Annotated in this window: 12 protein-coding genes; 5 read left to right on the forward strand and 7 right to left on the reverse strand. The window is 57.5% G+C overall.

Annotated features, from left to right (window positions below; translation table 11 throughout):
* Positions 1–623 (reverse strand): isocitrate/isopropylmalate family dehydrogenase (locus AC0AP0_RS03875; RefSeq protein ID WP_490429442.1); only part of this gene is annotated, 623 nt, incomplete at its 3' end.
* A gap of 373 nt (positions 624–996) precedes the next feature.
* Between AC0AP0_RS03875 and AC0AP0_RS03880 the strand changes: the two genes are divergently transcribed.
* The 4 genes from AC0AP0_RS03880 (at position 997) to AC0AP0_RS03895 (ending at position 4,587) form a co-directional block, all read left to right on the forward strand.
* Positions 997–1,887 carry an AraC family transcriptional regulator gene (locus tag AC0AP0_RS03880; protein WP_313836049.1) on the forward strand — a complete coding sequence of 297 codons (891 nt, stop codon included), beginning with the start codon at positions 997–999 and terminating at the stop codon, positions 1,885–1,887.
* A 201-nt stretch (positions 1,888–2,088) separates the two neighbouring features.
* The gene (locus AC0AP0_RS03885; RefSeq protein ID WP_313836047.1) at positions 2,089–3,108 is read left to right on the forward strand and encodes a Gfo/Idh/MocA family protein; all 1,020 of its coding nucleotides are present in this window, start codon (positions 2,089–2,091) and stop codon (positions 3,106–3,108) included.
* Between the two features lie 9 nt (positions 3,109–3,117).
* Positions 3,118–4,059, forward strand: a complete 942-nt coding sequence (locus AC0AP0_RS03890) for a TIM barrel protein (protein ID WP_490429443.1) — start codon at positions 3,118–3,120, stop codon at positions 4,057–4,059.
* Between the two features lie 240 nt (positions 4,060–4,299).
* Positions 4,300–4,587: a putative quinol monooxygenase gene (locus tag AC0AP0_RS03895; RefSeq protein ID WP_198191293.1), complete on the forward strand. Its 288-nt coding sequence runs from the start codon at positions 4,300–4,302 to the stop codon at positions 4,585–4,587.
* Between the two features lie 90 nt (positions 4,588–4,677).
* Here AC0AP0_RS03895 and AC0AP0_RS03900 read toward each other — a convergent pair whose 3' ends face one another.
* From AC0AP0_RS03900 to AC0AP0_RS03925, 6 genes are all read right to left on the reverse strand, one after another.
* Positions 4,678–5,562: a sugar phosphate isomerase/epimerase family protein gene (locus tag AC0AP0_RS03900; protein WP_046323413.1), complete on the reverse strand. Its 885-nt coding sequence runs from the start codon at positions 5,560–5,562 to the stop codon at positions 4,678–4,680.
* Between the two features lie 44 nt (positions 5,563–5,606).
* Positions 5,607–7,031: a sugar porter family MFS transporter gene (locus tag AC0AP0_RS03905; protein ID WP_110425845.1), complete on the reverse strand. Its 1,425-nt coding sequence runs from the start codon at positions 7,029–7,031 to the stop codon at positions 5,607–5,609.
* 240 nt (positions 7,032–7,271) lie between these two features.
* Entirely contained in the window at positions 7,272–8,735 is a 1,464-nt protein-coding gene (locus AC0AP0_RS03910; RefSeq protein ID WP_110425844.1) for an NAD-dependent succinate-semialdehyde dehydrogenase, read from the reverse strand.
* Positions 8,736–8,790: 55 nt separating this feature from the next.
* On the reverse strand, positions 8,791–9,900 hold the full coding sequence (locus AC0AP0_RS03915; RefSeq protein WP_110425843.1) for an alcohol dehydrogenase catalytic domain-containing protein: 1,110 nt from the start codon (positions 9,898–9,900) through the stop codon (positions 8,791–8,793).
* A gap of 67 nt (positions 9,901–9,967) precedes the next feature.
* Entirely contained in the window at positions 9,968–10,849 is an 882-nt protein-coding gene (iolB, locus tag AC0AP0_RS03920) for a 5-deoxy-glucuronate isomerase (RefSeq protein WP_490429444.1), read from the reverse strand.
* A gap of 14 nt (positions 10,850–10,863) precedes the next feature.
* On the reverse strand, positions 10,864–12,315 hold the full coding sequence (locus AC0AP0_RS03925) for a sugar porter family MFS transporter (protein WP_490429445.1): 1,452 nt from the start codon (positions 12,313–12,315) through the stop codon (positions 10,864–10,866).
* 450 nt (positions 12,316–12,765) lie between these two features.
* On the opposite strand from AC0AP0_RS03925, the gene AC0AP0_RS03930 reads away from it, so the two are divergent.
* The coding region (locus AC0AP0_RS03930) for a thiamine pyrophosphate-binding protein (RefSeq protein ID WP_490429446.1) at positions 12,766–13,627 on the forward strand (862 nt) is incomplete at its 3' end.

Consider the following 13,627-nt stretch of genomic DNA (forward strand, 5'->3'; position numbering starts at 1 on the left):
TCCATGACCCACAGCCAGAGTTGACCGGCATAGTAGAGCACGTTGGTCTTGTTGACCATGGTTACGTGCTTCTTGCCTCCACGCTTGCGAGCCAGTTCGAAGGCAAACCTCACCGCCCTCTCGATGCCGAATTCGGTGTTCATCGAGGTCTCGGTCGCTATGGCGTGTTCAGTGCCCATGCGCAGCAGACCGCCCATGCCGGAATACAGGCCTTCCGTGCCCTCTCTGATGACGACGAAGTCGATGTCGCCAGGGTCGGCCAATGGTGATTTGACGCCGGGGTAGAGTTTGGACGGCCGCATGTTGATGGCCTGGTCAAATGCGAAGCGGAGCTTGAGCAGCAGGCCACGCTCCAGGATTCCCGACTTGACTCGTGGATCGCCGACAGCCCCCAGGAGGATGGCATCCTTTTGGTCCATATCCTTGAGTTGGTCATCTGTGATGAGGGTGCCGTCACGCAGGTAGCGATCTGCGCCCAGATCATAGTCGGTGTAGTTAAAGGAGACGCTGTCGCCAACGGCTTCCTTGAGTACAGCTTGTGCGACTGGCACGATTTCACGGCCGATTCCGTCACCGGGAATGACCGCGATGTCCAATGTCTTCTTTGATGTTTGAGTTTTCATGCCTTTCATGTTAATGACTGCCTGGCGATATGGCAATCAAAAAACCCTTAGAAACACCGATATACGGGATTTTTATATCAATATTTGCAATTTTATAATGAAAATTCGCCATACTCTTGATTTACTTATCAAAATAAGTAGAGGTCTGTCCAATAGCTGCATAACATGACAAATACAGCGGATCATTCGACAGGCGGTAGGCAGAATATCCGTGCTTTCTGCTGTTTTTTGTGCATCAGTCCTCGGGCGTCGCCTGGGGAAGGGGACATAGAGCAGACAGCATTCCAACAATGCAATTGGATAGAATAAAGCAATAAAAGCACAATTCATGGACCTGAACTGGCAATGATGCGAGTAAAGGGGATCGTGGGATATGACACCTAAGGATTATAAAAAGTGGATACCGGCGGATGAATCCGGCATTCTCGGGAAGAAAGCCATACAGATAAACGACGCAGGAAGGCTGGCGCGCGCCGTCTTCCTCCATCCGCTGTGGGGAGGGACATACCGGGTCAATTCGGACTATGCCTGCAAACGTGAGTATATGAACTCCTTCCTGCTGTTCTTCATTGAGTCAGGGAGTCTTGATTATGTCTATGAGGGTGCTTCATTTACAGCTCACGCAGGAGATGTTGTTTTGCTGGACTGCAAAAACCATAATGATTACAGGTCAAGCGGGCTGACGCGATTCTCATACCTGCATTTTCAGGGCAACGGCGTACAGGCATACGCTGACTATCTGCAGGATGTCAACGGTCCGCTGTTCACCGATTCTCAAGATGCCGGGGATGAACTGATCTCCATACTGGACCAGATGCGCTCCGGGGATGCGTCACTGCCGCGAAGACAGTTGGACGAGTTGCTCCACCGCCGTTTGGAGCATGTGCTGGTGCTGCTTACACGCCAAGTCGATGAAAGTCTGGAGGTGCACTATGACGACAATGTACCCCCGGATCTGTCAGCGGCCATACGATACATCAACAGGCACTTCGACTCGGATGTATCCATCCATGCGCTCAGCAAGATTCTGAATACGAGCGAGTCACAGCTCTCCCACGCATTTAAACGGCATTTGGACATGGGTGTGCATCAATTCGTCCTGGAGTGCCGGATTTCGCATGCCAAATACCTGCTGACGACCAGCAAGATCCCCATCGCCCGGATCACCAAGGAGTGCGGATTTACGGTGAGCTCGCACTTCTCGTCCTCTTTCAAGAAGCTTGTGGGTGTTTCGCCTTCTGAGTTCCGGCGGAATTTTTCATAATCTGCAGGTTTTCTGAAATGGCGATGCCCGATATTCAGATTTCTGCAGGGAAGATAAGAAAAGATGTTTTCCCGGTCGATTGGCAGCAGTTGGGGAGTTTATGGCACCCTACGATGCAATGAGAGGGACGCAGTGCAGCTCCCTCAATAACACAGTAATTGCAGCGATGGCAATTACATCGACAAGGGAAAGTGAACGAAGATGACACTACGTATTGGAATCATCGGTGTTGGAACCATGGGCTCCGACCATGCCAAGCGTCTTTCGACCAGAATCAACGGCGCCACTCTCGCCGGCGTCTGCGATCTGATTCCGGAACGGGCTCAGAAGATGGCCGATCTGTATGGGGCCAAGGTCTATGCAACAGGCAAGGATCTGATTGACTCACCGGACATCGACGCTGTCGTGGTGGCGACCCTGCCTCATGAGACCCATGAGCAGTTTGTTCTTGAAGCCATCAAGCAGAAGAAGTATGTGCTCAGCGAGAAGCCTTTGACCACTTCCGCCGCCGGCTGCCGTCGCGTGGTCGACGCTGAGATCGCCGGAGGCAAGCGTCTGGTCCAGGTGGGCTTCATGCGCCGCTTCGATCAGGGCTACCAGGAGATCAAGCAGGCCATTCAGAACAAGACCTACGGTGAGCCCCTGCTGATTCATTGCGCCCACCGCAATGAGGACACCCCGCTCAACTACAACTCCGATATGGCCATTGTGGAGACTGCCATCCATGAGGTTGACGTGCTGCACTGGCTGCTGGGCGAGGACTACGATTCGGTCTTCTGCTTCCTGCCCAAGAAGCAGACCCGCCACACCCACAAGGGACTGCACGATCCGCAGATCATCGAGATGGATACCAAGTCCGGCGTCCACATCGACCTGGAGGTCTTCGTCTGCAACCACATGGGTTACGACATCAACTGCCGCGTGGTCTGCGAGGAGGGCGAGATCGCCCTGCATGCTCCGCAGAACACCATCGTCAAGGTGGCCGAGTCCGAGCGCGAGTCGATTCCCAATGACTTCACCGTGCGTTTCAAGGAAGCTTATGACCGCGAGATGCAGGCCTTCGTCGACGGCATCAACGCCGACCAGCTGACCGGCCCCACCTCCTGGGATGGCCTCATCGCCTGCGTGACCTGCGATGCGCTCTTCGCGTCCCGCGACGAGGGCGGCGTCCGCAAGAAGATCGAGCTGCCCGAGACCCCGTCCTTCTTCCACGAGCAGTAAGGCGCGATTATGCTGAACAACAAGGGCAAGGCGCGCAATCTGAAGGATCCCAAGTACTCCAAGCTGTCCATCGGCGTATGCCCGGACCAGTGGGGTGTCTGGTTCGACAATGACGACAAGCAGATTCCTCCCCGTCAGACAATGAAGGAGATGGCTGAGGCAGGATTCGAGATTCTTGAAACAGGCCCCTGGGGTTATTTCCCCAAGGACCCCAAGGAGCTCAAGGCCTGGACCGACGAATACGGCATGAAAGTGGTGGCGGGAACCAGCTGGGGAGTCCTGCACAAGCCGGAACAGTGGCCTGAGACCGAGCGGCACTTCCGCGAGATCGCCGAGACCCATGCCGCTGTCGGCGCAGAGTACATCGTGCACCTGCCGCCGCTCTACCGTGATGACAAGACCTGGGAGTGGACCGATGACCGCGTCCTGTCCCCCGAGGCTTGGAACACCTATATTACCAATGCCAACAAGCTGGGCAAGATCATGAAGGAGGACTATGGGCTGAAGATGGTCCTGCATCCTCACGGCGATTCCCATATCGAAACCCCTGAGGAGATTGCCCGGATCTTCGAGAACACGGATCCTGAATATGTGAATCTGTGCCTGGATACCGGCCATATCGTGTACGGCGGCGGCGACCCCATCGAGATGGTCAGGAAGTACCCTGAAAGGATCACCTACGTTCACATCAAGGCTTTCGACCCGGCTTTGGTCAAGGAAGCCCATGAGAAGGACTGGCCCTTCGGTGAAGCGGTGGCCCGCGGCGCATCGGTGACGCCGCCGGCCGGCGAACCTGATATGCAGAAGCTGGTCGATGCCTTGGCAGCCTTGGACAAGGAGATGTATGTGATCTGCGAGCAGGATCTCTATCCTGCTGATCCCTCCTTCCCTCTGCCTAATGCGATCAAGACCCGCGAGTATCTCGCTTCCTGCGGTCTGGGTACTCTCTGATCCTCAATATGTCAACGGAACCGGTGTCTGGCGATGTGTATGCAAATACTGTCGGATGCCGGTTTTCTTTTTTCAACAGGCCCAGGGGTGGAGCGGGGCAGCAACAAGTATGGCCCTCGCAGTCAGATGTTCTGGTTGAGCCGATAGCCCTCACCCCGGCCCATTTTTTGACGGTCGTCGCATGTCGTAAACCGCCAATAGCTGGCGTGCGTATGTGTTTGTCTGAAAGGGATGCAAGTCATGGAAGTCATTTACGCCACGGTTCATGTCAAGGACGAGAACATGGACGAATTCCTGAATGTGATGACCGAGCTTGCTCGTAAGTCAGCCGCTGAGCCGGAATGCGGCGGCTACCACTTTGTTCAGCGAGTGGATAATCACAACGAATTTGCCTTCATCGAGTTCTGGCCCACGCCAGACAGCCACGAAGCCCACTGCCAGAGCCAACATTTCAAGACGCTTTTCCCTAAGATGTGCGACCTGACTGAGGAGGGCGTTCAGGACATCATCAGCAGTCAGCTGGTCTGATTCTCACCTGCTGACATTGGCGTATCAACGGATGATCTCATAGAGGACAGCCCGGTCCGGTACCAGGGCCGGGCTGTTTATCTGCAAGTTTCAGTAGAGCAGGCTGGCTATGGTCTGCCGGGTGAGGGCGGCCATGGTCGCCATATCCTCTTCGCTGGCTCTGTCGGAGAAGATCTCAGGGCAATACCAGCCGTCGAAACCAGTGGATTTCACGGCATCCAGCCATTCTTGCAGGGGGATGACGCCGCCTCCGATCATGGTGTTGCGGTAGATGTCCATGTTGGCAACATCCTTGCCGGGGGTCAGAGCCAGCCCGTCAGATACGTGAACGGCCTTGATCAGATCTCCCGGCAGCGCCCGCACGTCGTCAGGAGTATCCCCGGCCGAATAGAACTGCCAGGTGTCCACGGCCAAACCGATGTTGGGTCTGGAAGCCTGATCGATGACCTCCAGTATCTGCCTGCAGCGGTTGAGCGGAGCCCAGGCCAAGGGCTCCAGGTAGATGCCTAGGTTGAAGTCGGCTGCGATGTCTGCAGCCTCTTGGACGTTTTGGGCGGTAACGCGGATCATCTCTGCCTCATCGCGTCCCAGGAAGCCTCGGTATCGGGGGTCATCATCGGCGAGCCTGCCCGCAGCATAGTCCTCGACCACCTCCCACCGTCCCGGTCCTGTGCACAGTTGGATGTACTGGGCCCCCAGTTCAGAGGCCACCTGGCACATGCGTCGCACCTCGTCCATCAGATCCCTGGCAGCGGATCCCTCCCGCTCGATGTCCTGAATGGACCCGATGTCGCTGACCGCGAGCCCGTCAAGCAGAGGCAGCAGGCTCTTTGCAGTGAATCCCTTGTCCAGGTAACGGTAGAGTTTGGGTGTCTGCAGGTCAATGCCGTCGTAGCCGGCCTCCTTGGCCAGACGTATATCGGTTCGTACGTTGCCGTACATGGTCACGGTCTGATTCATGCTGATGAGAGCCATGTCACTCCTCCTGATGCTTGTATGCGTTGTTGTTTTGTGTGGCATCACTTAACGCGTTGCCGGGCCTCCGCTTCTATCTGGGCCAAGGTTTTGCCGCGTGTCTCCGGAACCAGGGCCTTGGTGAAAAGGAAGGCGCCCGCGTTGATCAGTGCGAAAACGAAGAAGGAGCCTGCACCGCCCAGTTTTTCGAGCATGACCGGAAAAATCAATGTCAGTATGAAGCTGGAGGTGTTGACGGCGATATTGGCGTATGCCATCCCCTGGCCCCTGACTGCGGTGGGGAAGATTTCGGCGATCATCAGCCAGGTGACGGGTGCCATACTTCCTTGGGCGAAGAGCAGGTAAATCATCATGATGGCGATCAAGGTCCAGGACATAGCCTTGCTGGTGTTGCCCCCCTGAATGAAGAGGTAGCAGATGCCGATGGCGGTCAGGAATACGGTCACGCCGGCCGTGCCTATCAGAAGGTCGGTTCTGCGATCGATCTTGTCGATCAGAATCAGGCCAAATACCACGGCGGCTATGGCCGAGACCAGCATGACCGGCACCATGGCGATGACTGAATCAGTGGATCCGAATCCCAGCGTGGTCGAGAAGATGGTGGGGGCAAAGAAGTTGATGGCGTTGACTCCGGAGAACTGCTGCATGACGGCCAGGCCTATGCCAACGATGAGCACCCGCCGGAGCCAGGGCGTGGAGAAGCTCTCCTTCTTGGCGTGCTGCGAGTCTCGGCTGGAGGAGGCCAGACTGGTCTGCATGGACTCATAGGTCTGCTTGGCTTCCTGTTCATCGCGTGTGGAGAGCAGGACGCGCACGGCCTGATCGTTCATGCCATGGCGAATGAAGTAGTTGGGTGTGTCATGAATAAGAAAAGCGATGATGACCAGGCAAAGCGCGGGCACTACGCTGGCCCAGAGCATGGCATGCCAGTCGGCGACCTTGGCCAATATGGCGTTGACGCAGGTAGCCAGGAGCTGCGCAATATTGATCATTACCGAGTTGACAGACACCAAGCGGCCGCGTTTGTCCGCCGAAGCCAGCTCGCCGATGGCCATAGGCACCACGCAGGAGGTGAATCCAACACCCAGTCCGACTGAGATTCTAGCAATGAGGAAGAGGGAGAAGTCGGTCGCCAGTGCACAGGCCGCGCAAGCCAGCAGTGAGATGCAGGAACCGGTGATGATCATTTTCTTCCGGCCGTATCGGTCGGCCAACGAGCCTCCCAGGAAGGATCCCACGGCAGCGCCCAGGAGGAGCCCTGCTGTCAGGACTCCCTGTTGGAAGGCGTTGAGTCCCTGTCCGTGGAAGTTCATGGTGACCAGGGCCCCCGATAGGACCACGGTTGTGTAGCCATACAGACCGCCTCCGAAAATGCCCAGAGCGATCATGAGTCTGGAGTATCGCCGCCGGTTGGCGGCCAGCTTCTCTATGTCGAGGTTGCGGCTGATCTCCCTATAGGTGGTGGACATGGGTGTTCCTCCAAGTTGGCATGATGCCGTATCCAATGCTCCGACATCGTTATCGGCGGTGGATCTGACTGCTATAAGCCTAAGGAAAATTGAGCGTCCCAATGAGGGGGAGAGGCGTTTTCTATAAATACTGATATCAGATGTGCGCGTTTCCGAAACAACAAGAAGCGAACACCAACCAAGATATTGATGGTCGGCGCTCGCTTCTTGTAGAAGGAGGTTGGTCGGTCTTGCAGGCGATCAGGGAATAAGGAGCGTGTACTTGGTGGTCAGGTACTCGTAGATGCCTTCGCTGCCGCCCTCACGGCCCATGCCGGACTGCTTGACACCTCCGAAAGGCACTGAAGCATCGGAGAGGACACCGGAGTTGATGGCGAGCACGCCGGCTTGAGCATGGCCTTGGACCCACTCGCTGCGCTTGATTGATCTGGTGTAGGCATAGGCGGCCAGACCATAGATGGTGTTATTGGCTGCCTTCATTCCTTCTTCGTCGCTGCTGAATCGGGAGATAGGCAGCACGGGGCCGAAAATCTCCTCACGGAAGACTTCGCACTCCCGCGGCACATGGTCCAGGAGGGTGGGCTGGAAGAAGCATTCGCCGAGATCGGAGCGATGGCCGCCTGCCAGCAGGTCGGCCCCGGCATCCACGGCATCTTTGACGATGCGCTCCATGCGGTCCACTGCCTTCTTGTTGATAAGCGGCCCGATATCCGTGGAGGGGTCCATGCCGTCCCCGACTTTCAGAGCGCTGACCGCCCGCTGAAGCTTGTTGACGAATTCATCGGCTATGCCGTCCTGGACGAAAATTCTATTGGCGGAGGTGCAGGCCTGGCCGTTGTTGCGGAACTTGGCCATCATGACCCCCTGGACTGCCTGGTCGATGTCCGCGTCGTCGAAGACCAGGAAGGGGGCGTTGCCACCCAGCTCCATGGATGTGCGCAGAACCTGGTCGGCGGCCTGCTTCATCAGGGCCTTGCCAACCGTGGTGGAGCCTGTGAAACTGATCTTCCGTAGTCGGCCGTCGGCGAAGAGCGCATCGGATATTTCGGGGGAGTGCTCTGAAGTAATGACGTTGACTACTCCGTCAGGAACGCCGGCCTGGCGGAGGACCTCAACCATGGCCAGGGTTGTCAGCGGCGTCAAACCTGCGGGCTTGACAATCATGGTGTCACCGGCTGCCAGCGCAGGTCCGATTTTCCGGGTGGCCATAGCCAAGGGGAAGTTCCAGGGCGTCACCAGATAGCAGGGGCCCACGGGATCGTGGGTCACCAGGCCCTTGCGGCCGTCGGGCAGGTGGAAGGTCCGTCCGTATGAGCGCATGGCCTCTTCGGCAAACCACTTGAGGAAGCCGGCTCCATAATCGACCTCGCCCAGGGCTTCCTGGTATGTCTTGCCCATTTCCTTGGTCATGAGCTCGGCAAAGAGCTTCTTGTTGTCCATGACCGCCTCGTAGCTGTTATCCAGCAGATTTCGGCGCTCGACGGGCGTAGAGGCTGCCCAACCTTCGGTGCTGGAATTTGCGGCATCCAGGGCATCAATGGCATCCTCAGCTCCGGCATCGGCCAGTTCGAACAGGCGCTCGCCAGTTGATGGGTTGTCGACGGAGAATGTTCTTCCCGTCCGGGATTTCCTCCATTGCCCGTTGATAAACAGGGTGTTCGATGCCTCTGGCAGCACTGTGTCGATTTTCTTTGTCCACTTCACTGTGTGTCCTTTCTCATCAAGGCGTAAGCGGTGCTAGTTCGGTTCGGGTCTTGGCTCATGAGTCGAATTCGATGATTTGCCGCAAAGCCTGGCCCCTGTCGAGGTCGTCCATGGCTTCGTTGATGTCATCAAGCCTGATGTGATTGCTGATGAGCTTTTCCACCGGCAGCTTCCCGTCCAGCCATAGTCGGGCATATCTGGGTATGTCTTGAGCGGGGACCGCCGATCCCAGGTAGCTGCCGATGACTGTTCGTGCCTCACCGGTGATGACGCTGGATGGCAGTGACGCTCTGACCGAGGGATCCGGGAACCCTACCGTGATGGTTTTGCCACCGATGTCCGTCAGTTCGAAGGCCTGGTCCAGGACTCCTGGAGCGCCGGCTGCCTCGATGACGATAGGCGCTTTGATGCCCTTGCTTAGGGCTTCGTCAACCGTGTAGACATCGGTGGCGCCCATGCCCAAGGCATCGTTGAACTTATCCTTGTTGCGGTCCACCCCTATGACCCGGCCTCTGCCCAGTGCTGCAGCCGTCAACAGGGCGCTCATGCCGACTCCGCCCAGTCCGACCACCATGACATCCTGCCCGTCCTGGGGATCGGCGGCGTTGAGCACGGCGCCTCCGCCGGTGAGGACGGCGCAACCCAGGACGGCTGCTATGGCAGAGGGAAGTTCCTCAGGGACAGGCACAGCTGAGCGTCGATCGACGACGGCGTAGGTGGCGAAGCCGGAGACACCTACGTGGTGATATATCCGCTCCGGTCCCTTGTGGATGCGAATGCCGCCGTTCATCAGGGTGCCGGCCTGATTGGCCTTGGAGCCAGGAGTGCAGGGCAGCCGGCCGCCTGTCAGGCAGTTGGCGCACTTGCCGCAGCGAGGCAGAAAGGCCAGGGTGACATGCTGCCCGACCTTCAAGTCCTCGACCCCAGGCCCTAAGGCCTGCACGATGCCCGTGGTCTCATGGCCCAGCAGCATCGGCATGGGCCTCGGTCTGCTGCCGTTGACGACCGACAGGTCCGAATGGCAGATGCCGGAAGCGGTGACCTTGACCAATATCTCGTCCTGCTGGGGCGGATCCAGTTCAAGGTGTTCGATAGACAGCGGTCTGGTTCGTGCATACGGGCCAGGCGTACCCATCGTCCTCAGCACAGCACCGGTGATGTCCATATAGTGCTCTCCTTGTTGGTGGTTGGAGTTGTTCTGTAGCAATAGAAATCTGCGATTCGAGCCCCTTTTAGTCGATCATGGGCAGCCGGTCATTGCGGGGCTGGCTCTGCAGGGCTTGATTGATCCAGGTCTGATCGTCGCGGATGGCCACCTTCCAGTCGCGCTGTCCGCCGCCGCCCATCACATTCAGATAGTAAAGGTCGTATCCGGGGGCGGCGATGGAGGGGCCATGCCAGCCGTAGGGGATGAGCACCGTATCGCCGGGATGCACTTCGGTCATAATATTCAGAGGCCGTTCGTCGGCTGTGCTGGCACCTTGGTAGGCCAGGGGCCGGGCCTGGTCAGGGGCACCCGGCAGCGCCCTCATCTGGAAGTAGTAAATTTCCTCGAGAGCGGTCTCATGGTCATTGTTCCGGTCATGTTTGTGGACGGGGTAGGAGGACCAGCTGCCGCTGGGGGTGATGACCTCGCATACCAACAGCCGTTCAGCTTCGATGTTGTTCATCATGCCGAAGTTTCGGGCCTGCCTGGAGGTGGGCCCGTTGCCCCTGAGGACGGTTTCATTGTCTTCCGCCTTGACCAGCTGGTCTGGGTAGTGGGTGCTGGCGGGCGCTGATGCGACGGCGACCCGTCCCCCCGATGGGGCATATATCTCCAAGGGCGTTCCCGTGCCTACGTATACAACATCGGTTGGTGCAGTGAAGACGTTTTGGCGTCCGTGCAGGTGATAAAGACCATCCGGCGTCCTGACATCGAATCGCTGGCAGAGGGGGACGACCAGGCGTTCCTCATCTGCTGCAGGCAGGGTAAGAACCTGGTTTTTCCGGGGGTTGGCGACCCTGATGCCGGTGTACTGCCAACCTGGAACGGGTTGCGAGTCCGAGGCTCCCAGGCTCACCTCCCAATCACCCTTGGCTGCGCTGCCGTTTGGATATACCCATTGAGTCATCCTGTCTCCTTTATTCAATTCTTTGACTTCCGCTGTCCCAAGGCGCGTTCTTCGGCATCGATCTCCTCCAGGCTCTTCCCTCTGGTCTCAGGAATCATGGTGATTGCAAACACCAGGCATCCGATGTTGATAAGGGCGAACAGCAGGTAGGTTCCCGAGCCTCCCAGGCCGCTGAGCAGGAGCGGGAAGATCAGTGACAAGAGGAAGTTGGCCAAATTGAGCGCTATGTTGGCGTATCCCATGCCCTTGCCACGGACGCTGGTGGGGAAGACTTCGGCCATCAAGAGCCATGTGACCGGCGCTACCATGCCCTGCACGAACACCAGATAGATCATCATCATGGCGATCATGACCCAGGAGGCAGCATGGGAACTGCTGGAGGGATCGATAAAGCGGTAGCTGATGCCGATAGCGACCAGGAAAATAATCGTGCCGACCAGGCCGACAGTCAGAATGGTCCGTCGATTGATTTTGTCGATGAAACCCAGGCCGCCTATTGTGGCAGCGATGGCGGAGACCAGAATGACAGGTACGGTGGCCAGTATGGACATGGATGGCGCAAAGCCCAAGGTTTTGGTGAAAATAGTTGGGGCGTAGTAATTGACCATATTCTGCCCGCTGAGCTGATTAATCAAAGCCAGCCCGATGCCAACTATCAGCACCCTCCGCAGCCATGGTGTCGCAAAACTGCTGTCGGAGTTGTTCCGGGCGGCGGTTCGACTGCTGTTTTCACGAGCCTGGGAAAGTGATTTGAAGGTCTGTTCGGCCTCGGGCAGGTCCCGGGTTTCAGTCAGAAGCTGGATGGCCTGATCCTGCAGACCGTGCCGAATCAGGTAATCGGGGCTGTCCTTGATGACAAAGGCTATCAGCAGGAGCAGGATACCTGGGACGACGGCCGCCCACAGCATGGCCCTCCAGCCGATGCCCATCTGTGTCAGGATGGCGTTGACTGACACAGCCAGGAGCTGTCCGACCACGATCATGACTGAATTGACCGAGACGATGCGTCCCCTATTGGCGGCTCCGGTCATTTCCCCCAAATAAATAGGGACGATGGTCGATGTGAAGCCGATCGCCAGGCCGAGAATGACCCTTCCCAGGCACAGGATGAGAATGCTGGGCGTTATAGCGCAGATTACTGCCCCGGGGATTGCCAGTACTGCTCCGGTCAGGATCATCTTTTTTGGCCCAAGGCGGTTGTTCAGGTTGCCGCCCGCAAAGGCGCCTACCGCTGCGCTCAGCAGCATTGCCGAGGTGATGAGCCCCTGTTCGAAGTCGGTTGGGCGGCCCAGCTGGCCTGATCCTATGTTCATGGTTATCAGTGCGCCGGATAGGGCTGTCAGCGTGTATCCATACAGCCCCCCTGCACACAGTCCCAGGCATATCATCAGCCGGGTGTAATGGGTGCGGCGTTTGGATAGCTCAGCGGGGCTCTCGGCTTTAGCCAGCGTTTCAAATGACGACATGGCCATTCCTTTCAGCTGATACTGTCTGGCACGACTCTGTCTCCAGACATTGGTTGTTCTCCAGTTCTAGGCCACAACATCGCATCCTCCAGGGGTGATCCTGACAGGTCTGCAAGTATTTATAAGATTCCTAGCCATTTTCTAAGACGGCTTCATTCCGGTTCGACCTCCGCCTTGGGCTGTCGGAGGGCAGGGAGAAGGGCATGGCATTGCGGGGTACCGCGTCGATATACAAAAAATGCAGGATAGTTATGAAATCACTTGCTCTTATACCTTGGTTGCCAAGAGCGCGGCCGTCGACGGCCATGATTGACCTATGGACCGTTAACCCTAGCGAACTAGGGCAAGCGGTGACGGTTCCCCGCAGGCCTAGTCCATGGCGGACAGCGCGGGGTTTGCATTACCCCAGTTTGAGAGGGTCACGGCGGCTAATAGGAAAGGTGCGAGGAAATGATAGGGACGAGCAAGACTGATAATACAGTCAGGCTGACTGTTGGACAGGCCGTCGTTCGCTTTCTGGAGGTCCAGAAAGTGGAAAGGGATGGGCAGGTATCCACCTTCTTCGGCGGGGCTCTGGGCATTCTGGGCCATGGCAATGTAGCCGGGGTCGGGCAGGCGCTCTTGGAGGAGATCGACCGATTCCGTTTCATCCAGGGGAAGAACGAGCAGGGCATGGCACATATAGCCGTCGGCTACGCCCGCCAGATGAACAGAATGGGAGCCATGGCCGTCACTACCTCGATAGGGCCTGGTGCTGCGAATATGATCACTGCGGCTGGCACTGCGACGGTCAACCGTCTGCCGGTCCTTTTGCTTCCCAGCGACTATTTCTCGACCCGGCGGACAGGCTCGGTTCTGCAGCAGGTCGAGAATGAACAGTCCAACGATATTTCCGCCAATGACTCCTTTAAGGCCGTCAGTCGGTACTGGGACCGAATCGACCGGCCCGAGCAGCTGTCGGCCTCCCTGATGAGAGCCATGGAGACTTTGACCAACCCGGCTACCACCGGCGCTGTGACGCTTTGTCTGCCCCAGGATGTGCAGGCCGAAGCCTACGATTTCGACCTCGACCTCTTCCGTGAGCGGATTTGGCGAATCCCCAGGACCAGACCAGACAAGGATTCCCTGGCCCAGGCTGCTGAGGCCATCAAGAGTTCGAAGCGCCCGCTGATCATTGCTGGCGGAGGCGTCGTGTATTCGTCGGCCAGCAAGGTTTTGGCGGAATTCGCCGAAAGGACCGGGATTCCGGTCGGAAGCACCCAGGCAGGCAAGGGCGCCCTGCCCTATGACCATCCGATGAACTCGGGCCCCA

This window comes from Bifidobacterium sp. POST2/T3 (B1) (assembly GCF_058197115.1).